The following is a 19,649-nucleotide window of genomic DNA, read 5'->3' as shown; positions in this document are numbered from 1 at the left end:
CCTGCCAGATGACAGCGCAGAAAAGCAAAAAGCCAGGCTAGGCCTGGCTTTTTAATATTTGCTATCGCTATGCGATGGCTGGCTTATTCGCCGCTGTTGTCTTCTACTGCTTCGGTGGTTTCTGGACGATCAACCAGTTCAACGAAAGCCATAGGAGCATTGTCGCCAACGCGGAAACCCATTTTCAGGATACGCAGGTAGCCGCCGTTGCGGTTTGCGTAGCGTGGGCCCAATTCAGCGAACAGTTTGACAACCATTTCACGATCGCGCAGACGGTTGAATGCGAGGCGTTTGTTTGCCAGGCTGTCAGTTTTGCCCAAGGTCAGGATCGGTTCAATAACGCGACGCAATTCTTTTGCTTTTGGCAACGTGGTTTTGATTGCTTCGTGACGCAGCAGGGAAACAGTCATGTTGCGCAACATCGCGAGACGGTGCGAAGAGGTACGATTTAATTTACGGAGGCCGTGACGGTGACGCATGGTAATACCTTTCTAGTTGAGTTTACATCCAGTTCTTCTATCGCCACTACCTGAAGCAGGGACGCGGACCGGTATCTATATTTTTACGACGGTGGATTTTACTACAAAAGGGATAGGGTTGCCCCTATCCCCACTACTAATTACTTCTCCAAACCAGCTGGTGGCCAGTTTTCGAGTTTCATGCCCAAAGTCAAACCACGGGATGCCAGTACTTCCTTGATTTCGTTCAGGGACTTACGGCCGAGGTTAGGCGTTTTCAACAGTTCATTTTCGCTACGTTGGATCAGATCACCAATGTAGTAAATGTTTTCTGCTTTGAGGCAGTTAGCCGAACGTACTGTCAGTTCCAGATCATCAACTGGGCGCAACAGGATAGGATCAACTGCAGGTGCGCGCGATGGAGCATCTGCCGGTGCTTCTGTACCTTCCAGAGCAGCGAATACATTCAGTTGATCAACCAGAACGCGTGCCGATTGACGGATCGCTTCTTCTGGCGAGATCACACCGTTGGTTTCGATGTTGATAACCAGTTTGTCCAGATCGGTACGTTGTTCAACGCGAGCCGATTCAACAGCGTAGGAAACACGACGTACAGGCGAGAACGAAGCGTCCAGGATGATACGACCAATGGTCTTGTTGGTATCTTCGGACAGGCGACGTACGTTACCTGGTACATAACCACGGCCTTTTTCGACTTTGATTTGCATGTCGAGTTTGCCGCCAGCGGTCAGGTGAGCGATCACGTGATCCGGATTAACCAGTTCTACGTCGTGTGGCAATTCGATATCGGATGCCAACACTGCGCCTTCGCCGTCTTTCTTCAGGGTCAGGGTGACGTCGTCACGGTTGTGCAACTTGAACACAACGCCCTTCAGGTTCAACAACAGATCAACAACGTCTTCCTGCACGCCGTCGAGTGAAGAATATTCGTGCACAACACCAGCGATTGTCACTTCTGTCGGCGCGTAGCCAACCATCGAGGACAACAGGACGCGACGCAGCGCGTTACCCAGTGTGTGGCCGTAGCCGCGTTCAAACGGTTCCATCACGACTTTAGCGTGACCAGCACCGAGCACTTCAACTTCAATAATACGTGGCTTCAACAAACTGTTTTGCATGAAATGTCCTTTTCAATACCCTCGGCTCATTACACCGATAAGGCTGATGGCATTACGAGAAAAGCCCACCAGAAGGTGGGCCGGGATTCTTTATTAACGGGAATACAATTCGACGATCAGCGATTCGTTGACGTCGTTAGCGATTTCGCTGCGATCTGGAGCTGCCTTGTAGGTGCCTTCCATTTTCTTCGCATCAACCGAAACCCACGAAGGCATACCGGTTTGCTCAGCCAGCGACAGGGCTTCAACGATACGCGCTTGCTTTTTCGATTTTTCACGAACAGCGATTACGTCGCCTGGTTTAACTTGGTACGAAGCGATATTGACAACGATACCGTTGACGGTGAACGCTTTGTGCGAAACCAGTTGACGCGCTTCAGCACGGGTCGAACCGAAACCCATACGGTAGGTAACGTTGTCCAGACGCGCTTCCAGCAACTTCAACAGTGTTTCACCGGTGTTGCCTTTACGACGGTCTGCTTCTGCAAAGTAGCGGCGGAATTGACGTTCCAGGATGCCGTACATGCGCTTAACTTTTTGCTTCTCACGCAATTGATTGCCGTAGTCAGAGGTACGAGCACCGGAAGTGCGACCATGTTGACCAGGTTTCGAATCAAGTTTGCATTTCGAGTCCAGCGAACGACGTGCGCTTTTCAGGAAAAGGTCGGTACCTTCACGACGGGAGAGCTTAGCTTTAGGTCCAATATAACGTGCCACGAGAGTTTCCTTTAAATATATGACGCTCCGAATGAATTTTTTGTTTATTAAAATTCATCACAAATTCATTGAGCGCTAGTCTGTGCGGCTTGCAACAGACGGTGGGCTTAAGAACAAAACCCGCCAAGGTCTTTGGCGGGCGAATTACGGTACTACAAACTACCGTTGATACAACAAATGCTTAGATACGACGACGCTTAGGTGGGCGGCAACCGTTATGTGGCACTGGTGTAACGTCTTGAATCTGGGTAATTTTGATACCGAGATTGTTCAACGCACGCACAGCCGATTCACGGCCTGGGCCTGGGCCCTTGATGCGAACTTCCAGATTCTTGATGCCGCATTCGATCGCGACTTTACCTGCTGCTTCAGCTGCAACCTGCGCTGCAAACGGAGTCGATTTACGCGAACCCTTGAAGCCAGCACCGCCAGACGTTGCCCATGACAGCGCATTGCCTTGACGATCGGTGATCGTGATGATGGTGTTGTTGAAAGACGCGTGTACGTGCGCGATGCCTTCAGCAACGTTCTTTTTAACTTTCTTACGCACACGTGCTGCTGCGGCGTTATTAGGTGCTTTTGCCATTATTCTTTCCTTGAATCCGACGTCTAATCGAACTGCTTACTTGAATTATTTCTTCAGCGATTGTGCTGCTTTACGCGGACCCTTGCGAGTACGTGCATTCGTACGGGTACGTTGACCACGGCAAGGCAGACCTTTGCGATGACGCATACCACGATAGCAACCCAAGTCCATCAGGCGCTTGATGTTCATCGAGAGTTCACGGCGCAGATCGCCTTCAACGATGAATTTTGCAATCTCATCGCGCAGCTTCTCGAGCTCGTTGTCGTCCAGATCTTTGACCTTTTTAGTGGTCGGAACACCAGCGGTTTCGCAAATTTTTTGCGAACGTGGGCGGCCAATACCATAAATCGCTGTCAAGCCGATTACGGTATGTTGGTGGTTGGGTACGTTTACCCCTGCGATACGTGCCATTCGTTATTCCTCAATCAATAACGTTAAATTAACCTTGGCGCTGCTTATGACGCGGTTCGATGCAAATTACTCGAACGACGCCCTTGCGCTTGATGATCTTACAGTTGCGGCAGATCCGCTTAACTGATGCGAGCACTTTCATTTTTGCCCTCTTTCTTACAGTTCTTGATTCGTTTTTAAAGTTACTTAGTACGGAACACAATACGTGCCCTACTTAAATCATAAGGTGTCAACTCTACCGTCACCTTGTCGCCAGGGAGAATGCGTATATAGTTCATACGCATTTTTCCTGAAATATGACCAAGCACTACGTGCCCATTTTCCAACTTAACTCGAAATGTTGCGTTCGGGAGATTTTCTAGAATCTCCCCCTGCATTTGGATTACGTCGTCTTTTGCCATTCGTTCGCCCGTTTTCCGTCGCGCTTAGCGCGTTGGAATCCCGCCCTTGAAATTCGCTTTGCGGAGCAACGATTCATATTGCTGCGACATCACGTAGTTTTGCACCTGTGCCATGAAGTCCATCGTTACCACCACAATAATCAGAAGTGATGTTCCACCGAAATAGAACGGCACCTTCCAGCGTGCGATCAAGAACTCAGGCAGCAAACACACCAGCGTAATGTAGACCGCGCCAGCTAATGTCAACCGAGTCAGAATCTTATCAATATACCGAGCGGTTTGGTCACCAGGACGTATGCCTGGAACGAACGCGCCACTCTTCTTCAAATTATCGGCTGTCTCTTTGCTGTTAAATACCAAAGCGGTATAGAAGAAGCAGAAGAAAACAATCGCAGCAGCATACAGCAAAGCATGAATCGGTTCGCCTGGTGCCATCGAGGCGGCCAGATCTTTCAGGAAGCCGACGAACTTGCTTGTCGTTTCCCCCGATGTGAACCAGCTCGTAATCGTCGCCGGGAACAAAATGATCGACGAGGCGAAAATTGGAGGAATCACACCAGCCATGTTCAGCTTCAGCGGCAAATGACTGCTTTGACCACCGTAAATCTTGTTACCCACTTGACGCTTGGCATAGTTCACCAAGATCTTGCGTTGGCCGCGCTCAATGAACACAACCAGATACGTTACTGCAGCAACCACTACACAGATCAGAATCGCCGACAGCGCATTCATCGAACCAGTGCGAACCAGCTCAAACAAACCTGCAACTGCACTTGGCAAACCTGCTGCGATACCTGCAAAGATGATGATCGAGATACCGTTACCCAAACCGCGTTCGGTAATCTGTTCGCCCAACCACATCAAAAACATGGTGCCGGTTACCAGCGTAATCACTGTTGTGAGGCGGAACGCCATGCCTGGATCAATAACCAGGCCGATCTGCGATTCCAGCGCCACTGCGATACCCAAGCCCTGGAAGGTCGCCAACAACAACGTGCCGTAGCGCGTGTATTGAGTGATCTTACGACGGCCTGATTCGCCTTCTTTCTTCAATGCTTCCAACTGCGGAGACACTACCGACATTAACTGCATGATGATCGATGCAGAGATGTACGGCATGATACCGAGAGCGAAAATCGTAAAGCGGGACAACGCGCCACCGGAGAACATGTTGAACATGCCCAGAATGCCGCCTTGATTTTGCTTAAACAACTGCGCTAACTGTTCCGGATCAATTCCTGGTACAGGAATGTGTGCACCAATACGAAATACTACCAATGCACCGAGCAAGAACCAGAGGCGACCCCATGGAAATCCACTTGTCGCACCCTTAGCAAGCTGAGGAGTAGTCGCCAATGTTTACTCCGTTATCAGACTACAAACTTACGCAACCGAACCGCCAGCTGCTTCGATAGCTGCTTTTGCACCTTTAGTTGCGATCAAGCCTTTGACGGTCACTTTTTTAGTGATCGAACCGGACAGGATAACGCGAACTACACGTGCCAGCTCACCGATTACACCAGCTTGTTTCAATGCCAGGATATCGATTTCCGTTACTGGCAATGCTTCCAGGTCGGACAAGCGAACTTCTGCTTTGTATGGTGTTGCCAGCGATTTGAAACCACGCTTAGGCAAACGACGTTGCAAAGGCATTTGACCGCCTTCGAAACCGACTTTATGGAAACCGCCTGAACGGGATTTTTGACCTTTGTGACCACGGCCCGATGTCTTACCCAGACCGGAACCGATGCCACGGCCGACGCGGCGTTTGTAGTGCTTAGCGCCGTCAGCTGGTTGAATGCTATTCAATTCCATGATTTTCTCCGTGTGCAAGCCGAGGCTTACGACACTACTTTCACGAGATACGATACTTTGTTAATCATGCCGCGAACTGCCGGTGTGTCTTCCAACTCGGATACCGAGTTGATACCGCGCAAGCCCAGGCCGCGAACGGTAGCGCGATGTGTTTCGCGGGTACCGATCAAACCTTTGACCAATTTAACTTTAACTGTGTTTGCCATTGCGCTCACCTTAGCCCAGGATTTCTTCAACAGATTTACCGCGCTTAGCAGCAATTTCCGAAGCAGTGTTCATCTTTGCCAGGCCGTCCAGGGTTGCACGAACCATGTTGTAAGGGTTGGTCGAACCAGTGGATTTCGCCACAACGTTCGTTACACCCATTACTTCAAAAATTGCGCGCATAGGACCACCAGCGATCACACCAGTACCGTCTTTAGCTGGCAGCATCAAAACTGACGACGCACCGTGCTTACCGGTAACTGTGTGTTGCAAAGTACCGTTCTTCAACGTTACTTTGATCATTTTGCGGCGCGCTTCTTCCATTGCTTTTTGCACTGCGACCGGCACTTCTTTCGATTTGCCTTTGCCCATGCCGATGCGGCCATCGCCATCACCGACTACAGCCAATGCTGCGAAACCCATGATACGACCACCCTTGACCACTTTGGTCACACGGTTGACCGCGATCATTTTTTCGCGCATGCCATCATCCGGCTTATCGCTTTGCATTTTGGATTGCATTTTTGCCATGACGATTCTTCCTTAGAACTTCAGACCAGCTTCACGCGCAGCTTCAGCAACTGCTTTGACGCGGCCGTGATAACGGAAACCGGAGCGATCGAACGCAACTTCGGCGATTCCTGCTTTCAGTGCTTTTTCTGCAACGCGCTTGCCTACCAGTGCAGCAGCGGCAACGTTACCGCCTTTGCCGGACTGACCAGCCAACTCTTGGCGAACTTCAGCTTCGAGTGTCGAGGCGGATGCCAATACTGTGGCGTCCGGACCGATGATGCTGGCGTAGATGTGCAAGTTGGTGCGATGCACTGCCAGGCGATTCACCTTTAACTCGGCGATCTTGGCTCGAGTTTGGCGTCCGCGGCGCAGACGTGATTGTTTCTTATCCATCGTCAACCCTTACTTCTTCTTGGTTTCTTTAATCACAACCACTTCGTCCGAATAACGAACGCCCTTACCTTTATAAGGTTCAGGTTCGCGGTACGCACGAACTTCAGCAGCCACCTGACCAACTTTTTGTCGATCAATCCCTTTAATCAGGATCTCAGTTTGGGTCGGCGTTTCGACTTTGACGCCTTGCGGCATCTGGTGCACGACTGGATGCGAGAAACCCAACGAAAGATTCAGCTTGTCACCTTGCGCAGCGGCACGGTAACCGACGCCAATAAGCGTCAATTTCTTTTCAAAGCCTTTAGTTACGCCAGTGACCATGTTATTGACCAATGCGCGCAAGGTACCCGACATCGCATTTGCTTCGCGGCTGTCGTTAGCGGCTTTAAAATTCAGCGTACCGTTGTTGTTTTCAATGTTCACCAAGCCATTCAAGGACTGGGACAGGCTACCCAACGGGCCTTTAACTGTGATTGCAGCTGCAGTGATAGTCGCTTCCGCGCCACTAGGCAGTGCAATCGGCATTTTACCTACACGAGACATCTTGCACTCCTTAGGCGACGTAGCAAATCACTTCGCCACCGACACCGGTTGCGCGCGCTTTGCGGTCAGTCATAACGCCTTTTGGTGTCGACACAATAGCCACACCCAAACCGTTCATGACGTTTGGAATATCGTCCTTGCCCTTGTAAATGCGCAATCCTGGACGGGATACGCGCTCCAAGCGCTCGATGACTGGACGACCTGCATAATATTTCAAACCGATTTTCAGCTCTGCCTTACCAGCAGCTTCTGTTACGGCGAAGTCTTCAATGTAACCCTCGTCCTTGAGGACGTTTGCAATTGCGATTTTGACTTTGGACGACGGCATTGCTACCGAAGTCTTTTGCACTACTTGCGCATTGCGGATACGGGTCAGCATATCGGCGATAGGATCGCTCATACTCATTGCTTATTCTCCTATTACCAGCTGGCTTTAGTCATACCCGGAATTTCACCACGCATGGCGATTTCACGGAGCTTAATACGGCCCAAACCGAACTTACGGAAAGTGCCACGGGGGCGACCAGTCAAAGTGCAACGGTTACGTTGACGAGTAGGAGCCGAGTTACGTGGCAACGCCTGCAATTTCAGGCGCGCTTCGTAGCGCTCTTCTTCCGACTTCGATTGGTCATCAATGATCGCCTTCAACTCAGCGCGTTTGCCGGCATATTTCTTTACCAGGTCTGCACGCTTTTGTTCACGGTTAATCAGTGCCAGTTTTGCCATGGCAACCTCAGTTTCTGAACGGAAATTTAAATGCGGCGAGAAGCGCTTTTGCTTCATCGTCGGTCTTTGCAGTTGTCGTGATACTGATATTCATACCACGCAATGCATCAATCTTGTCGTACTCAATTTCGGGGAAAATGATCTGCTCTTTCACACCGATATTGTAGTTGCCGCGCCCATCGAACGCCTTGCCGGACACACCACGGAAATCGCGCACACGTGGCAACGCAACTGTGATGAAACGATCAAGGAACTCATACATCTGAGCACCACGCAAAGTCACCATACAACCAATTGGATAACCTTCGCGAATTTTGAAACCCGCAATCGCTTTACGCGCTTTGGTAACTACCGGCTTTTGGCCAGCAATCTTGGTCAAATCGCCAACTGCGTGTTCGATGATTTTCTTGTCCGCAACCGCTTCCGACAAACCCATGTTCAGGGTGATCTTCAGGATGCGCGGAACTTCCATCGACGACTTGTACGCAAATTTTGCGGTCAGGTCGGCAACGACTTTTTCTTTATAGAATTCTTGGAGACGGGCCATGATTTCTTAAACCTTCACTGCTTCGCCGCTAGACTTGTAAACGCGGACTTTTTTACCGTCCACATCTTTAAAGCCAGCACGATCTGCCTTGCCGGTTGCAGCATTGAACAATGCAACATTCGACACATGAATTGGCATCAACTTATCGACGATGCCACCAGTTGCGCCTGTCATTGGGTTAGGCTTGGTCGCTTTTTTAGCAACGTTGACACCCTCGACAACCACATAGTTAGCATCAACACGGCGTTGCACAACGCCACGTTTGCCTTTGTCTTTGCCGGTCAGCACAATGACTTCGTCGCTTTTACGAATCTTATCCATCACGACTCCTTACAGAACTTCAGGCGCAAGAGAAACGATTTTCATGAAGCGCTCAGTGCGCAATTCACGTGTAACCGGTCCAAAAATACGCGTGCCAATTGGCTCCAGTTTTGCGTTCAGCAAAACTGCTGCATTGCCGTCGAACTTGACCAGGGAACCGTCTTGACGACGAACGCCTTTGGCAGTACGCACAACAACTGCGTTATAAATTTCGCCTTTTTTCACACGACCACGTGGTGCTGCGACCTTAACGGTGACTTTAATCACATCGCCAATGCTAGCGTAACGGCGTTTTGAACCGCCCAGCACCTTGATGCACATTACTTCGCGGGCACCAGTGTTGTCGGCTACTTCGAGCCGGCTTTCAGTTTGAATCATAGTATTTTCTTTCCCAACTTAACCCGCTCTGCACACAATGCACATTCGCGGTCAGTCTTGGTCCCGGCAGCCCGCCGAAAGCAGACTGATGAGGTGGACGATTTCCAAAACTTCGATTAGCACAACAACTTCTTGGTACTAAAGCTTTTTACTGCTTTGCAACTATCACATTGCAATAACGAAGCCCGCCATTATTACACCTAAATGGCGGGCCCGCAACAACTAATTAAACTATTTGTGCTGCTTGTACAACGCGTGTCACGGTCCAAGCTTTAGTTTTGGAGATAGGACGACCTTCTTGAATTTCGACCGTATCACCAGCTTTTGCCTGGTTACCTTCATTATGCGCATGATACTTGCTCGAACGCATGATGATTTTGCCGTACAGCGGGTGCTTGACGTGACGCTCGATCAGCACGGTAACGGTCTTGTCCATCTTGTCAGACACGACTTTGCCAATCAACGTACGCTTGAGCGCTTGTTTTACTTGATCGTTCATTATTTCGCGTCCTTCTGATTCAAGACCGTTTTTACACGTGCTATATCGCGACGTACTTTTTTCAGTTGCGATGTATTGTTCAACTGTTGTGTTGCAATCTGCATACGCAGACCGAACTGCGCTTTCAGCAGATCGTTCAGTTCTTTGGTCAAAGCCGCTTGGTCTTTGCCTTGGAGTTCAGATGCTTTCATGATCGCCCCTATTATTGTCCGACTTGACGAACGACGAACGTGGTTGCCAGCGGCAGCTTAGCTGCAGCCAACCGGAACGCTTCGCGTGCCAGTGCCTCGTCCACACCGTCCATCTCGTACAACATTTTGCCAGGCTGAATTTCAGCCACGTAGTATTCCGGATTACCTTTACCGTTACCCATACGGACTTCAGCAGGTTTGTTCGAAATCGGCTTGTCTGGGAAAATACGAATCCAGATACGGCCACCACGTTTGATGTGACGCGTCATTGCACGACGAGCCGCTTCAATTTGGCGAGCAGTAATACGACCACGACCAACTGCCTTCAGACCGAATTCGCCAAACGATACGGCTGTGCCGCGCGAATGCGAAATACCGGTATTACGGCCTTTTTGCTCTTTACGATACTTTCTGCGTGCTGGTTGCAGCATGATTATTCTCCTGCTTTCTCAGCCGACACAGCAGCGTCGCCATCCGGCTTCTTAGCGCGAACACGCTTAGCGGCCGGTGCGCCACCTGGTGCAGCTGCACCTGGTTGACCTTCTGGACGCGGAGCACGTGGACGACCGCTTGGTTTACCATCGTCACGGCGTGGGCCACGACGTTTTTTGTCATCATCGGATACCACATCGATTACCGGCGCTTCGCCATTGGCAAGGCGGTCACCTTTGTAGACCCAGACTTTGATACCGATGATGCCGTAGGTTGTTTCAGCTTCGCCGAAACCGTAGTCGATATCTGCGCGCAGTGTGTGGAGTGGCACGCGACCTTCGCGATACCATTCTTTACGTGCGATCTCGATACCGTTCAAACGACCGGACGACATGATCTTGATACCTTGTGCACCGAGGCGCATTGCATTTTGCATTGCACGCTTCATCGCACGACGGAACATGATGCGTTTTTCCAATTGCTGAGCAATCGAATCAGCGATCAGTTGTGCGTCGGTTTCTGGCTTACGAATTTCTTCGATATTGACATGAACCGGCACGCCCATCATTTTGGTCAGTGCGGATTTCAATACTTCAATGTCCTCACCTTTTTTACCGATCACGACACCTGGACGCGAGCTGTAAATTGTGATGCGAGCATTTTTAGCTGGGCGCTCAATAACGACGCGACCAACTGAAGCATTTTTCAGTTTGGTTTTCAGGTATGCGCGAACTTTGAGATCTTCGTTGAGCATGGTGGCGAAATTGCTATTGCCAGCATACCAACGCGATGCCCAGTTACGCGAAACCGCAAGGCGGAAACCGGTTGGATGTATCTTCTGTCCCATCGTGACTCCTTAATTACCGACAGTCACGTAAATGTGACAGGATTGTTTAGAGATACGATCACCACGGCCTTTTGCACGCGCTGTGAAGCGCTTCAAGACCGAACCTTTTTCAACATAAATTGTTGTAACTTTCAATTCGTCGATATCAGCACCATCGTTGTGCTCAGCGTTCGCAATTGCGGACTCCAGTACACGTTTGATGATCGCAGCACCTTTTTTAGGGCTGAATTGCAAGATATTGAGCGCTTGATCCACTTTTTTGCCGCGGATCTGGTCTGCCACAAGGCGGCCCTTTTGAGCCGACAGGCGCACACCACGGAGGGTAGCTTTAGTTTCCATCATCGGACCTTATTTCTTAGCCTTCTTGTCAGCAGCATGACCTTTGAACGTGCGGGTCAGCGCGAATTCGCCGAGCTTGTGACCAACCATGTTCTCGGATACGTAAACCGGTACGTGTTGCTTACCGTTATGCACCGCGATCGTCAAGCCGATGAAGTCAGGCATGATGGTCGAACGGCGCGACCAGGTTTTAATTGGCTTTTTGTCTTTGTTCGCTTGCGCGGCTTCAACTTTTTTCACCAAGTGGGCGTCACAGAACGGCCCTTTTTTTAATGAACGTGTCATGTCTTATCCTTATTTCTTGCCGCGACGCGAGACGATCATAGAAGTAGTACGCTTGTTGCTGCGTGTCTTCTTGCCTTTTGTCTGCTGGCCCCATGGCGATACTGGGTGACGACCTGCAGCCGTTTTACCTTCACCACCACCGTGTGGGTGATCAACCGGGTTCATGACCACACCGCGAACGGTAGGACGAACACCACGCCAGCGCATCGCACCTGCTTTACCGATTTTGCGCAGGCTATGCTCAGCATTGCCAACTTCACCAACGGTTGCACGGCATTCGATATGCACACGGCGAACTTCACCGGAACGCAAACGAACTTGAGCGTATGTACCTTCACGTGCCATCAACACTACGCCAGCGCCAGCTGTACGCGCCATTTGCGCGCCCTTGCCTGGCAACATTTCTACGCAGTGCATAACGGTACCGACTGGGATGTTGCGGATAGGGAGGCAGTTACCCGATTTGATCGGCGCTTCCGAACCATTCATCAATTGATCGCCAACAGCCATACCTTTGGTTGCGATGATGTATTGACGTTCGCCATCTGCATACAACACCAAAGCGATGTGAGCCGTGCGGTTAGGATCGTATTCGATACGTTCCACTTTCGCAGGGATACCATCTTTAGTGCGCTTGAAGTCGATAACGCGATAGTGCTGCTTATGACCACCGCCGATGTGGCGAGTAGTGATGTGACCGTTGTTGTTACGGCCAGCAGTCTTTGATTTCTTTTCGAGCAGGCCTGCGAATGGACGGCCTTTGTACAGGTCGGTATTAACGACCTTGACCATGCCACGGCGACCAGGCGAGGTCGGCTTGACTTTAACGAGTGCCATTATTTAGCCTCCTCGGTGAAGTTGATTTCTTGACCTGGCTTCAGGCACACAAACGCACGACGTGTGTGGTTGCGGCGACCATTGAAGCGGCCCGAACGTTTTTGTTTACCTTCACGGTTAGCCACCTGAACAGATTCAACTTGAACCTTGAACAGCAGCTCAACCGCAGCCTTGATTTCTGGCTTGGTAGCATCTGGCATAACGAGGAAAACAACTTGTTCGTTCTTTTCAGCAACGAAAGTAGCTTTCTCGGAAATGACTGGTGCCAACAACACCTTCATCAGGCGTTCTTCGCTATATTTCTGAACCGCGCTCATGCCAGCATCTCCTCAATCTTGGCCAATGCCGGCTTCGTGATCAGGATCTTCTTGTAGAAGACCAGCGAAACTGGATCAGCATGACGTGGCTCGCAAATCAGCACGTTAGGCAGATTGCGCGATGCCAACAACAGGTTTTCATCCAGGCTATCAGTGATGACGAGCACGGAATCCAGACCCATACCTTTCAATTTTTGCGACAAGAGCTTGGTCTTAGGCGCATCAACCGACAGGTTTTCGATTACGGAGAGACGACCTTCGCGAGCCAACTGGGAGAGGATCGAGCAAACACCTGCGCGATACATCTTTTTGTTAACTTTGTGCGAGAAATTTTCGTCAGGCGAGTTCGGGAAAATACGACCACCGCCGCGCCACAAAGGCGAAGACGACATACCAGCACGAGCACGGCCCGTACCTTTTTGACGCCATGGCTTTTTGGTCGTGTGATGCACTTCTTCACGATCTTTTTGCTTGCGATTACCGCTGCGTGCGTTTGCTTGATAAGCAACGACGACTTGGTGAATCAGCGCTTCGTTGTAGTCACGGCCGAAAATAGTATCTGGCGCAGCAACGTTCGAAGCAGCTTGACCTTGGTCATTCAGGAGCTTGAGTTCCATGGATTAAGCCCCCTTCTTTGCTTTGACTTTAACAGCCGGCGATACAATCACCTGACCGTTTTTTGCACCAGGAACAGCACCTTTAACCAACAACAGTTGGCGATCAGCGTCGATACGAGCGATCTCGAGGTTTTGTGTGGTGCGAGTAACGTCACCCAGGTGACCGGTCATGCGCTTACCAGGGAAAACGCGACCTGGATCTTGCGCCATACCGATGGAGCCTGGAACATTATGCGAACGGGAGTTACCGTGGGTTGCACGACCGGAGCTGAAGTTGTAACGCTTGATGGTACCAGCGTAACCCTTACCGATAGTGACACCTTGCACGTCTACTTTTTGACCAACTTCGAACAGGCTGGCAGCGATAACATCGCCAACTTTCAGTTCGGAAGCAGCAGTAGCGGCAACGCGGAATTCTTTGAGCACTGTGCCTGCTTCAACACCAGCTTTAGCATAGTGACCTGCTGCTGCTTTGTTGACGCGGGAAGCACGACGGCTGCCGAAGGCGACCTGAACAGCCGAATAACCATCGACTTCAGACGTTTTGATTTGTGTCACACGATTGTTCGACACGTCCAGCACAGTGACAGGAATCGAATCCCCGTCATCTGTGAAGATGCGCATCATACCAACCTTGCGACCAAGCAGGCCTTGGCCTTTATCTTGGTTTTGGTTCATTTTTTCTCCATTCCCACCTACGATTGGGCGGGGCTGATGTATTTAAAACTACAAAAACTACGAATACGACAAGGACTCCAAAGAGGAATCCATAGCGAAGCCCGAGATTGTAACCGGTAAACAAGGCTTCCACAACACATAAATGTGCGGATTGTTGTTCCCAGCCCGCATAAACAGGGGATTTGGCTCAATTATCCGAGCCACCCCTGTCATATGCACAATTATTGCAACTTGATTTCTACATCAACACCAGCTGGCAAATCCAGTTTCATCAATGCGTCAACTGTTTTGTCAGTTGGATCAACGATGTCCATCAAACGAACGTGAGTACGGATTTCGAATTGGTCGCGCGAAGTCTTGTTGACGTGCGGCGAACGCAGAACGTCAAAACGCTGGATGCGTGTTGGCAGTGGTACTGGACCCTTAACAACTGCGCCGGTACGTTTTGCTGTATCAACGATTTCGAGTGCCGATTGATCGATCAGACGGTAGTCGAATGCTTTCAGACGAATACGGATCTTTTGGTTTGGAGCTGATTTCGGTGCTGTTGACATTTTGATTCCTTAAAAGAGCGAGCCGCGAGCGGGTTAGCACTCGCGGCGATATTTAAATGACAGGGCTACCTGTCATTTAATCGGGTTTATTACTCAATAATTTTGGCTACAACACCTGCGCCAACGGTACGGCCACCTTCGCGGATCGCGAAACGCAGACCTTCTTCCATCGCGATTGGGTTGATCAACATCACTGTGATCGACACGTTATCGCCTGGCATAACCATTTCTTTGTCTTTCGGCAACTCGATCGAACCAGTTACGTCAGTTGTACGGAAGTAGAACTGTGGACGATAGTTGTTGAAGAATGNGGTTTATTACTCAATAATTTTGGCTACAACACCTGCGCCAACGGTACGGCCACCTTCGCGGATCGCGAAACGCAGACCTTCTTCCATCGCGATTGGGTTGATCAACATCACTGTGATCGACACGTTATCGCCTGGCATAACCATTTCTTTGTCTTTCGGCAACTCGATCGAACCAGTTACGTCAGTTGTACGGAAGTAGAACTGTGGACGATAGTTGTTGAAGAATGGGGTGTGACGGCCGCCTTCGTCTTTCGACAGAACGTAGATTTCGCCTGTGAAGTGTTTGTGCGGTTTGATCGAACCTGGTTTTGCCAGAACTTGACCACGTTCCACGTCTTCACGCTTGGTACCGCGCAGCAATACACCAACGTTATCACCAGCTTGACCTTGATCCAGCAATTTGCGGAACATTTCAACACCGGTACAGGTGGTTTTTTGGGTATCACGGATACCAACGATTTCGATCTCTTCGCCGACTTTGATGATGCCGCGTTCTACACGACCGGTAACGACTGTACCGCGACCCGAGATCGAGAATACGTCTTCTACTGGCAACAGGAATGCGCCGTCAACTGCGCGTTCTGGTGTTGGGATGTAGGTGTCGAGTGCGTTGGCCAGTGCCAGGATCGCTTGTTCGCCCAATGGACCGGTGTCGCCTTCCAGCGCCAGTTTTGCCGAACCTTTAACGATAGGCAAGTCGTCGCCTGGGAATTCGTATTTAGAGAGGAGCTCACGCACTTCCATTTCAACCAGTTCCAGCAGTTCTGCATCATCAACCATGTCTGCCTTGTTCAGGAACACGATGATGTATGGAACGCCAACTTGACGCGACAACAGGATGTGTTCGCGAGTTTGTGGCATTGGGCCGTCTGCTGCGGAGCAAACCAAGATCGCGCCGTCCATTTGTGCTGCGCCGGTGATCATGTTTTTAACATAGTCGGCGTGGCCTGGGCAGTCTACGTGTGCGTAGTGGCGGGCTTCGGTTTCGTATTCAACGTGCGAGGTGTTGATCGTGATACCGCGTGCTTTTTCTTCTGGCGCGTTATCGATTTGATCGTAGCCTTTTGCTTCGCCACCGAATTTTTTCGACAATACAGTCGCGATCGCAGCTGTCAACGTGGTTTTACCATGATCGACGTGACCAATTGTGCCCACATTCACGTGCGGCTTAGTCCGTTCGAATTTACCTTTTGCCATTTTATTCTTCCTTCAAAAAGAACGATTTATTTACATTAGGATGCCCGTCATCGGACATCGTTTAAATTGATTTACTACCGACCCGGGAGCTATGCACAACGCCCGACTCCCGGGTCTTTAACGCTTGCTATTACTTAGGCGCCTTCGATGTGACGATTGCGTCGATCACGTTCTTAGGTGCTTCAGAGTAGTGCTTGAATTCCATCGAGTAGGTTGCACGACCTTGTGTTGCCGAACGCAACGATGTCGCATAACCAAACATTTCGGACAAAGGCACTTCGGCTTTAATGATCTTGCCGCCGCCGCCCGCGATTTCATCCATACCTTGAACCATGCCGCGACGTGAGGACAGATCGCCCATCACGGTACCAGCGTAGTCTTCAGGTGTTTCAACTTCCACAGCCATCATAGGCTCGAGGATGACCGGGCTTGCTTTACGGCAGCCGTCCTTGAATGCCATCGATGCAGCCATACGGAACGCGTTTTCGTTCGAATCGACGTCATGGTACGAACCGAAGAACAGAGTGACTTTAACGTCAACCACTGGGTAACCTGCGAGGACACCCGAGGTCAATGTTTCGCGCACACCTTTTTCAACTGCAGGGATGTATTCGCGTGGAACGGTACCGCCCTTGATCGCATCGACGAATTCGAAACCAGTACCTGGTTCTTGCGGTTCGATTTTCAGAACCACGTGACCGTACTGACCACGACCACCGGATTGCTTAACGAATTTACCTTCGATCTCTTCGCATGTTTTGCGAATTGTTTCGCGGTACGCAACTTGTGGCTTACCAACAGTCGCTTCCACGTTGAATTCACGCTTCATACGATCGACGATAATGTCCAGATGCAACTCACCCATACCAGCGATAATGGTTTGACCTGATTCTTCATCGGTACGCACGCGGAACGATGGATCTTCAGCCGCCAGACGGTTCAACGCCAGGCCCATTTTCTCTTGATCGCCTTTGGTTTTTGGCTCAACAGCTTGCGAAATAACTGGCTCAGGGAAGACCATGCGCTCAAGGACAACAATAGCTTTGTCGTCGCACAAGGTATCGCCTGTGGTGGTGTCTTTCAAGCCAACAACAGCAGCGATATCGCCAGCCATCATTTCCTTGATTTCTTCACGTTGGTTCGCTTGCATCTGAACGATACGACCGATACGCTCTTTTTTCTCTTTTACCGAGTTGTAAACGGTGTCGCCCGAATTCAGGGTACCCGAGTAGCAACGGATAAAGCACAGTTGACCAACGAACGGATCGGTAGCAATTTTGAATGCCAACGCCGAGAACTTCTCGGTGTCTTCCGATTTACGTACGGTAGGCTCATCATCTTCATCCAGGCCTGGCACTGGTGGAATATCCACTGGCGATGGCAGGTATTCGATAACAGCGTCCAACATAGCTTGTACGCCTTTGTTTTTAAACGCAGTACCGCACAGCATAGGAACGATTTCACCAGCGATGGTGCGTTGACGAATAGCGGCCTTGATATCGGCTTCGGACAGATCGCCCTCTTCCAGATATTTATTCATCAGTTCTTCCGATGCTTCAGCAGCGGACTCAACCATGTTTTCACGCCATTTTTGTGCATCAGCCAATTGCGCAGCTGGGATATCGCCGTATTCAAACTTCATACCTTGCGAAGCGTCGTCCCAGATGATCGCTTTCATCTTGACCAGATCGACCACACCTGCGAACGAATCTTCCGCGCCGATAGGCACTTGCATAGGCACAGGGTTAGCTTTCAAACGCGCGCGCATTTGATCGTAGACTTTGAAGAAGTTCGCGCCGGTACGATCCATCTTGTTGACGAATGCCAAACGTGGGACTTTGTACTTGTTAGCTTGACGCCAAACTGTTTCAGATTGCGGCTGCACACCACCCACTGCACAGTAAACCATGCAGGCGCCATCGAGTACGCGCATCGAGCGTTCAACTTCAATGGTGAAGTCAACGTGGCCCGGGGTATCAATGATGTTGATGTGATGCGCTGGGAAATTGTTCGCCATGCCCTTCCAGAAGCAAGTAACAGCAGCCGATGTAATCGTGATGCCGCGCTCTTGTTCCTGTTCCATCCAGTCGGTGGTAGCAGCACCATCATGCACTTCACCCAGCTTGTGGTTTACGCCGGTGTAGAACAGGACGCGCTCGGTCGTGGTGGTTTTACCAGCGTCAATGTGAGCCGAAATACCGATATTGCGGTAACGCTCAATGGGGGTCTTGCGAGCCATGATTAATCCAATATCTCTTTAACGAACAAAACCGAGCATCATTTTTTTAAATGAGGTGCCCGGCTTCGAACAATTTATATAAGCAGACAAACGCCAATACAAATGCATTGGCGCTACTTTTATTAGAAGCGGAAGTGCGAGAACGCTTTGTTCGCTTCTGCCATACGGTGAACTTCGTCGCGCTTTTTCATTGCACCGCCACGGCTTTCAGCCGCTTCGAGCAATTCGCCAGCCAGACGTTGTGGCATCGATTTTTCGCTGCGCTTGTTTGCAGCTTCACGCAACCAACGCATGGACAAAGCCATACGACGGACTGGACGCACTTCAACCGGCACCTGGTAGTTTGCACCACCAACGCGACGGGATTTCACTTCAACCAATGGTTTGCAGTTTGCGATTGCAGCAGCAAACACTTCCAGCGGGTCTTTACCGGATTTGCTTTGGATGTGCTCAAAAGCACCGTAGATGATGTTTTCTGCGACCGATTTTTTACCGGACAACATCAAAACGTTAACGAACTTGGCAACATCAACATTGCCGAACTTCGGATCTGGCAGGATTTCCCGCTTGGGAACTTCACGACGACGTGGCATTTCGATTCCTTTCAATCTTCAGTTGAGTACACGGTGACAAATTCGCCGTACACTCGCGGATGATCATCATAACCACCCACTTACTCGGCCCATTGGGGACCGACACTCATTTCGCAGAGACTGCGAAAAACTTTAATTACTTCTTAGCAGCCTTAGCACGCTTGGTACCGTACTTCGAACGTGCTTGTTTACGGTCTTTAACACCTTGGGTATCCAATGCGCCGCGAACCATGTGATAACGCACACCCGGCAAATCTTTTACACGACCGCCGCGCAGCAGCACGACGCTATGTTCTTGCAGGTTGTGGCCTTCACCGCCGATATACGAAATAACTTCGAAACCGTTGGTCAGACGAACTTTGGCAACTTTACGCAAAGCCGAGTTAGGCTTTTTTGGAGTTGTGGTGTAAACGCGGGTACATACGCCACGTTTTTGCGGGCTGTTTTCCAGCGCCGGCGATTTGCTCTTGACGCGTGCAGAAACACGCGGCTGGCGAATCAGTTGATTGATGGTTGGCATCGCTCTCTATCCAGCTAGTACAACATTAATAATACGAACCC

At 50.3% G+C, this 19,649-nt stretch carries 33 protein-coding genes and 1 pseudogene; all 34 read right to left on the bottom strand.

Annotation, left to right across the window (positions count from 1 at the left end):
- Window positions 1-83: 83 nt before the first annotated feature.
- A complete protein-coding gene (gene rplQ / locus H7U06_RS02700; protein WP_175624656.1) occupies window positions 84-479 on the bottom strand; it encodes a 50S ribosomal protein L17 in 396 nt (131 codons plus the stop codon).
- 140 nt (window positions 480-619) lie between these two features.
- Window positions 620-1,597, bottom strand: coding sequence for a DNA-directed RNA polymerase subunit alpha (gene rpoA, locus H7U06_RS02695; protein ID WP_012081228.1), 978 nt, complete (start codon window positions 1,595-1,597; stop codon window positions 620-622).
- A 93-nt stretch (window positions 1,598-1,690) separates the two neighbouring features.
- Window positions 1,691-2,314 carry a 30S ribosomal protein S4 gene (rpsD, locus tag H7U06_RS02690; protein ID WP_175624655.1) on the bottom strand — a complete coding sequence of 208 codons (624 nt, stop codon included), beginning with the start codon at window positions 2,312-2,314 and terminating at the stop codon, window positions 1,691-1,693.
- A gap of 181 nt (window positions 2,315-2,495) precedes the next feature.
- A complete protein-coding gene (gene rpsK / locus H7U06_RS02685; protein ID WP_007875349.1) occupies window positions 2,496-2,900 on the bottom strand; it encodes a 30S ribosomal protein S11 in 405 nt (134 codons plus the stop codon).
- 45 nt (window positions 2,901-2,945) lie between these two features.
- On the bottom strand, window positions 2,946-3,311 hold the full coding sequence (gene rpsM / locus H7U06_RS02680) for a 30S ribosomal protein S13 (RefSeq protein WP_124574231.1): 366 nt from the start codon (window positions 3,309-3,311) through the stop codon (window positions 2,946-2,948).
- A gap of 28 nt (window positions 3,312-3,339) precedes the next feature.
- A complete protein-coding gene (gene rpmJ / locus H7U06_RS02675) occupies window positions 3,340-3,453 on the bottom strand; it encodes a 50S ribosomal protein L36 (protein ID WP_012081231.1) in 114 nt (37 codons plus the stop codon).
- 40 nt (window positions 3,454-3,493) lie between these two features.
- A complete protein-coding gene (gene infA / locus H7U06_RS02670; RefSeq protein WP_005663428.1) occupies window positions 3,494-3,712 on the bottom strand; it encodes a translation initiation factor IF-1 in 219 nt (72 codons plus the stop codon).
- 24 nt (window positions 3,713-3,736) lie between these two features.
- On the bottom strand, window positions 3,737-5,068 hold the full coding sequence (gene secY / locus H7U06_RS02665; RefSeq protein WP_012081232.1) for a preprotein translocase subunit SecY: 1,332 nt from the start codon (window positions 5,066-5,068) through the stop codon (window positions 3,737-3,739).
- A gap of 27 nt (window positions 5,069-5,095) precedes the next feature.
- Window positions 5,096-5,527 carry a 50S ribosomal protein L15 gene (gene rplO / locus H7U06_RS02660; protein WP_012081233.1) on the bottom strand — a complete coding sequence of 144 codons (432 nt, stop codon included), beginning with the start codon at window positions 5,525-5,527 and terminating at the stop codon, window positions 5,096-5,098.
- Between the two features lie 26 nt (window positions 5,528-5,553).
- On the bottom strand, window positions 5,554-5,733 hold the full coding sequence (gene rpmD / locus H7U06_RS02655) for a 50S ribosomal protein L30 (RefSeq protein WP_011872511.1): 180 nt from the start codon (window positions 5,731-5,733) through the stop codon (window positions 5,554-5,556).
- A gap of 10 nt (window positions 5,734-5,743) precedes the next feature.
- A complete protein-coding gene (rpsE, locus tag H7U06_RS02650) occupies window positions 5,744-6,262 on the bottom strand; it encodes a 30S ribosomal protein S5 (protein WP_012081234.1) in 519 nt (172 codons plus the stop codon).
- Between the two features lie 12 nt (window positions 6,263-6,274).
- Window positions 6,275-6,637: a 50S ribosomal protein L18 gene (gene rplR / locus H7U06_RS02645; protein ID WP_012081235.1), complete on the bottom strand. Its 363-nt coding sequence runs from the start codon at window positions 6,635-6,637 to the stop codon at window positions 6,275-6,277.
- A gap of 9 nt (window positions 6,638-6,646) precedes the next feature.
- Window positions 6,647-7,180, bottom strand: a complete 534-nt coding sequence (gene rplF / locus H7U06_RS02640; protein WP_175624653.1) for a 50S ribosomal protein L6 — start codon at window positions 7,178-7,180, stop codon at window positions 6,647-6,649.
- Between the two features lie 10 nt (window positions 7,181-7,190).
- Window positions 7,191-7,586, bottom strand: coding sequence for a 30S ribosomal protein S8 (gene rpsH, locus H7U06_RS02635; protein WP_012081237.1), 396 nt, complete (start codon window positions 7,584-7,586; stop codon window positions 7,191-7,193).
- A 14-nt stretch (window positions 7,587-7,600) separates the two neighbouring features.
- Window positions 7,601-7,906, bottom strand: coding sequence for a 30S ribosomal protein S14 (gene rpsN / locus H7U06_RS02630; protein WP_041296706.1), 306 nt, complete (start codon window positions 7,904-7,906; stop codon window positions 7,601-7,603).
- A 7-nt stretch (window positions 7,907-7,913) separates the two neighbouring features.
- Window positions 7,914-8,453, bottom strand: coding sequence for a 50S ribosomal protein L5 (rplE, locus tag H7U06_RS02625; protein WP_175624652.1), 540 nt, complete (start codon window positions 8,451-8,453; stop codon window positions 7,914-7,916).
- Between the two features lie 6 nt (window positions 8,454-8,459).
- The gene (rplX, locus tag H7U06_RS02620) at window positions 8,460-8,774 is read right to left on the bottom strand and encodes a 50S ribosomal protein L24 (RefSeq protein ID WP_012081240.1); all 315 of its coding nucleotides are present in this window, start codon (window positions 8,772-8,774) and stop codon (window positions 8,460-8,462) included.
- Window positions 8,775-8,783: 9 nt separating this feature from the next.
- The gene (rplN, locus tag H7U06_RS02615; protein WP_014004403.1) at window positions 8,784-9,152 is read right to left on the bottom strand and encodes a 50S ribosomal protein L14; all 369 of its coding nucleotides are present in this window, start codon (window positions 9,150-9,152) and stop codon (window positions 8,784-8,786) included.
- 226 nt (window positions 9,153-9,378) lie between these two features.
- Window positions 9,379-9,651, bottom strand: a complete 273-nt coding sequence (gene rpsQ / locus H7U06_RS02610) for a 30S ribosomal protein S17 (protein ID WP_012081242.1) — start codon at window positions 9,649-9,651, stop codon at window positions 9,379-9,381.
- A complete protein-coding gene (gene rpmC, locus H7U06_RS02605) occupies window positions 9,651-9,842 on the bottom strand; it encodes a 50S ribosomal protein L29 (protein WP_112990603.1) in 192 nt (63 codons plus the stop codon). The genes rpsQ and rpmC overlap by 1 nt, the downstream gene beginning before the upstream one ends.
- Window positions 9,843-9,853: 11 nt before the next feature.
- Window positions 9,854-10,273, bottom strand: a complete 420-nt coding sequence (rplP, locus tag H7U06_RS02600) for a 50S ribosomal protein L16 (RefSeq protein ID WP_175624651.1) — start codon at window positions 10,271-10,273, stop codon at window positions 9,854-9,856.
- A gap of 2 nt (window positions 10,274-10,275) precedes the next feature.
- Window positions 10,276-11,121 carry a 30S ribosomal protein S3 gene (gene rpsC / locus H7U06_RS02595; RefSeq protein ID WP_175624650.1) on the bottom strand — a complete coding sequence of 282 codons (846 nt, stop codon included), beginning with the start codon at window positions 11,119-11,121 and terminating at the stop codon, window positions 10,276-10,278.
- Window positions 11,122-11,130: 9 nt separating this feature from the next.
- Window positions 11,131-11,463: a 50S ribosomal protein L22 gene (gene rplV / locus H7U06_RS02590; protein WP_012081245.1), complete on the bottom strand. Its 333-nt coding sequence runs from the start codon at window positions 11,461-11,463 to the stop codon at window positions 11,131-11,133.
- Window positions 11,464-11,469: 6 nt separating this feature from the next.
- Window positions 11,470-11,745 carry a 30S ribosomal protein S19 gene (rpsS, locus tag H7U06_RS02585; RefSeq protein ID WP_124574225.1) on the bottom strand — a complete coding sequence of 92 codons (276 nt, stop codon included), beginning with the start codon at window positions 11,743-11,745 and terminating at the stop codon, window positions 11,470-11,472.
- 9 nt (window positions 11,746-11,754) lie between these two features.
- Entirely contained in the window at window positions 11,755-12,582 is an 828-nt protein-coding gene (gene rplB, locus H7U06_RS02580) for a 50S ribosomal protein L2 (RefSeq protein ID WP_175624649.1), read from the bottom strand.
- The gene (gene rplW / locus H7U06_RS02575) at window positions 12,582-12,899 is read right to left on the bottom strand and encodes a 50S ribosomal protein L23 (protein WP_124574223.1); all 318 of its coding nucleotides are present in this window, start codon (window positions 12,897-12,899) and stop codon (window positions 12,582-12,584) included. Before rplW ends, rplB begins: the two co-directional genes overlap by 1 nt.
- Complete coding sequence (gene rplD, locus H7U06_RS02570) at window positions 12,896-13,516, bottom strand: 50S ribosomal protein L4 (protein ID WP_175624648.1); 621 nt, start codon at window positions 13,514-13,516, stop codon at window positions 12,896-12,898. Before rplD ends, rplW begins: the two co-directional genes overlap by 4 nt.
- 3 nt (window positions 13,517-13,519) lie before the next feature.
- Window positions 13,520-14,194, bottom strand: a complete 675-nt coding sequence (gene rplC, locus H7U06_RS02565) for a 50S ribosomal protein L3 (RefSeq protein ID WP_175624647.1) — start codon at window positions 14,192-14,194, stop codon at window positions 13,520-13,522.
- 221 nt (window positions 14,195-14,415) lie between these two features.
- The gene (rpsJ, locus tag H7U06_RS02560; RefSeq protein WP_012081250.1) at window positions 14,416-14,748 is read right to left on the bottom strand and encodes a 30S ribosomal protein S10; all 333 of its coding nucleotides are present in this window, start codon (window positions 14,746-14,748) and stop codon (window positions 14,416-14,418) included.
- Window positions 14,749-14,837: 89 nt separating this feature from the next.
- A pseudogene (gene tuf, locus H7U06_RS02555) lies at window positions 14,838-15,050 on the bottom strand (elongation factor Tu); the annotation flags it as partial.
- 15 nt (window positions 15,051-15,065) lie between these two features.
- Window positions 15,066-16,256, bottom strand: coding sequence for an elongation factor Tu (tuf, locus tag H7U06_RS02550; RefSeq protein ID WP_175624646.1), 1,191 nt, complete (start codon window positions 16,254-16,256; stop codon window positions 15,066-15,068).
- 130 nt (window positions 16,257-16,386) lie between these two features.
- Window positions 16,387-18,495 carry an elongation factor G gene (gene fusA, locus H7U06_RS02545; protein ID WP_175624645.1) on the bottom strand — a complete coding sequence of 703 codons (2,109 nt, stop codon included), beginning with the start codon at window positions 18,493-18,495 and terminating at the stop codon, window positions 16,387-16,389.
- A 122-nt stretch (window positions 18,496-18,617) separates the two neighbouring features.
- Window positions 18,618-19,088 carry a 30S ribosomal protein S7 gene (rpsG, locus tag H7U06_RS02540; protein WP_175624644.1) on the bottom strand — a complete coding sequence of 157 codons (471 nt, stop codon included), beginning with the start codon at window positions 19,086-19,088 and terminating at the stop codon, window positions 18,618-18,620.
- 136 nt (window positions 19,089-19,224) lie between these two features.
- Window positions 19,225-19,608 (bottom strand): 30S ribosomal protein S12, encoded by a 384-nt coding sequence (gene rpsL / locus H7U06_RS02535; protein WP_175624643.1) that lies wholly within the window; start codon window positions 19,606-19,608, stop codon window positions 19,225-19,227.
- Between the last annotated feature and the right edge of the window lie 41 nt (window positions 19,609-19,649).

The sequence above is a fragment of the Herminiimonas sp. Marseille-P9896 genome (genome assembly GCF_903993245.1).
Lineage (GTDB): Bacteria > Pseudomonadota > Gammaproteobacteria > Burkholderiales > Burkholderiaceae_D > Oxalicibacterium > Oxalicibacterium contaminans.
Note: the sequence above shows the minus strand (reverse complement) of the source record. Positions and strands in the feature narration are given on the sequence as shown.

Bases quoted from the DNA above. Each gene is read 5' to 3' on its own strand.
- rpmD (WP_011872511.1), bottom strand. From the start codon at position 5,733: ATGGCAAACACAGTTAAAGTTAAATTGGTCAAAGGTTTGATCGGTACC.
- rplE (WP_175624652.1), bottom strand. From the start codon at position 8,453: ATGGCCCGTCTCCAAGAATTCTATAAAGAAAAAGTCGTTGCCGACCTG.
- rpsC (WP_175624650.1), bottom strand. From the start codon at position 11,121: ATGGGACAGAAGATACATCCAACCGGTTTCCGCCTTGCGGTTTCGCGT.
- rpmJ (WP_012081231.1), bottom strand. From the start codon at position 3,453: ATGAAAGTGCTCGCATCAGTTAAGCGGATCTGCCGCAACTGTAAGATC.
- rplD (WP_175624648.1), bottom strand. From the start codon at position 13,516: ATGGAACTCAAGCTCCTGAATGACCAAGGTCAAGCTGCTTCGAACGTT.
- rpsE (WP_012081234.1), bottom strand. From the start codon at position 6,262: ATGGCAAAAATGCAATCCAAAATGCAAAGCGATAAGCCGGATGATGGC.
- rplC (WP_175624647.1), bottom strand. From the start codon at position 14,194: ATGAACCAAAACCAAGATAAAGGCCAAGGCCTGCTTGGTCGCAAGGTT.
- tuf (WP_175624646.1), bottom strand. From the start codon at position 16,256: ATGGCAAAAGGTAAATTCGAACGGACTAAGCCGCACGTGAATGTGGGC.
- rplW (WP_124574223.1), bottom strand. From the start codon at position 12,899: ATGAGCGCGGTTCAGAAATATAGCGAAGAACGCCTGATGAAGGTGTTG.
- rpsM (WP_124574231.1), bottom strand. From the start codon at position 3,311: ATGGCACGTATCGCAGGGGTAAACGTACCCAACCACCAACATACCGTA.
- rplX (WP_012081240.1), bottom strand. From the start codon at position 8,774: ATGGATAAGATTCGTAAAAGCGACGAAGTCATTGTGCTGACCGGCAAA.
- rpmC (WP_112990603.1), bottom strand. From the start codon at position 9,842: ATGAAAGCATCTGAACTCCAAGGCAAAGACCAAGCGGCTTTGACCAAA.
- rplV (WP_012081245.1), bottom strand. From the start codon at position 11,463: ATGATGGAAACTAAAGCTACCCTCCGTGGTGTGCGCCTGTCGGCTCAA.
- rplO (WP_012081233.1), bottom strand. From the start codon at position 5,527: ATGGAATTGAATAGCATTCAACCAGCTGACGGCGCTAAGCACTACAAA.
- rplB (WP_175624649.1), bottom strand. From the start codon at position 12,582: ATGGCACTCGTTAAAGTCAAGCCGACCTCGCCTGGTCGCCGTGGCATG.
- rpsK (WP_007875349.1), bottom strand. From the start codon at position 2,900: ATGGCAAAAGCACCTAATAACGCCGCAGCAGCACGTGTGCGTAAGAAA.
- rpsH (WP_012081237.1), bottom strand. From the start codon at position 7,586: ATGAGTATGAGCGATCCTATCGCCGATATGCTGACCCGTATCCGCAAT.
- rplQ (WP_175624656.1), bottom strand. From the start codon at position 479: ATGCGTCACCGTCACGGCCTCCGTAAATTAAATCGTACCTCTTCGCAC.
- rpsS (WP_124574225.1), bottom strand. From the start codon at position 11,745: ATGACACGTTCATTAAAAAAAGGGCCGTTCTGTGACGCCCACTTGGTG.
- rpoA (WP_012081228.1), bottom strand. From the start codon at position 1,597: ATGCAAAACAGTTTGTTGAAGCCACGTATTATTGAAGTTGAAGTGCTC.
- rpsG (WP_175624644.1), bottom strand. From the start codon at position 19,088: ATGCCACGTCGTCGTGAAGTTCCCAAGCGGGAAATCCTGCCAGATCCG.
- rpsJ (WP_012081250.1), bottom strand. From the start codon at position 14,748: ATGTCAACAGCACCGAAATCAGCTCCAAACCAAAAGATCCGTATTCGT.
- fusA (WP_175624645.1), bottom strand. From the start codon at position 18,495: ATGGCTCGCAAGACCCCCATTGAGCGTTACCGCAATATCGGTATTTCG.
- rplF (WP_175624653.1), bottom strand. From the start codon at position 7,180: ATGTCTCGTGTAGGTAAAATGCCGATTGCACTGCCTAGTGGCGCGGAA.
- rpsN (WP_041296706.1), bottom strand. From the start codon at position 7,906: ATGGCAAAACTGGCACTGATTAACCGTGAACAAAAGCGTGCAGACCTG.
- rpsL (WP_175624643.1), bottom strand. From the start codon at position 19,608: ATGCCAACCATCAATCAACTGATTCGCCAGCCGCGTGTTTCTGCACGC.
- infA (WP_005663428.1), bottom strand. From the start codon at position 3,712: ATGGCAAAAGACGACGTAATCCAAATGCAGGGGGAGATTCTAGAAAAT.
- rplP (WP_175624651.1), bottom strand. From the start codon at position 10,273: ATGCTGCAACCAGCACGCAGAAAGTATCGTAAAGAGCAAAAAGGCCGT.
- rplN (WP_014004403.1), bottom strand. From the start codon at position 9,152: ATGATTCAAACTGAAAGCCGGCTCGAAGTAGCCGACAACACTGGTGCC.
- rplR (WP_012081235.1), bottom strand. From the start codon at position 6,637: ATGGATAAGAAACAATCACGTCTGCGCCGCGGACGCCAAACTCGAGCC.
- rpsQ (WP_012081242.1), bottom strand. From the start codon at position 9,651: ATGAACGATCAAGTAAAACAAGCGCTCAAGCGTACGTTGATTGGCAAA.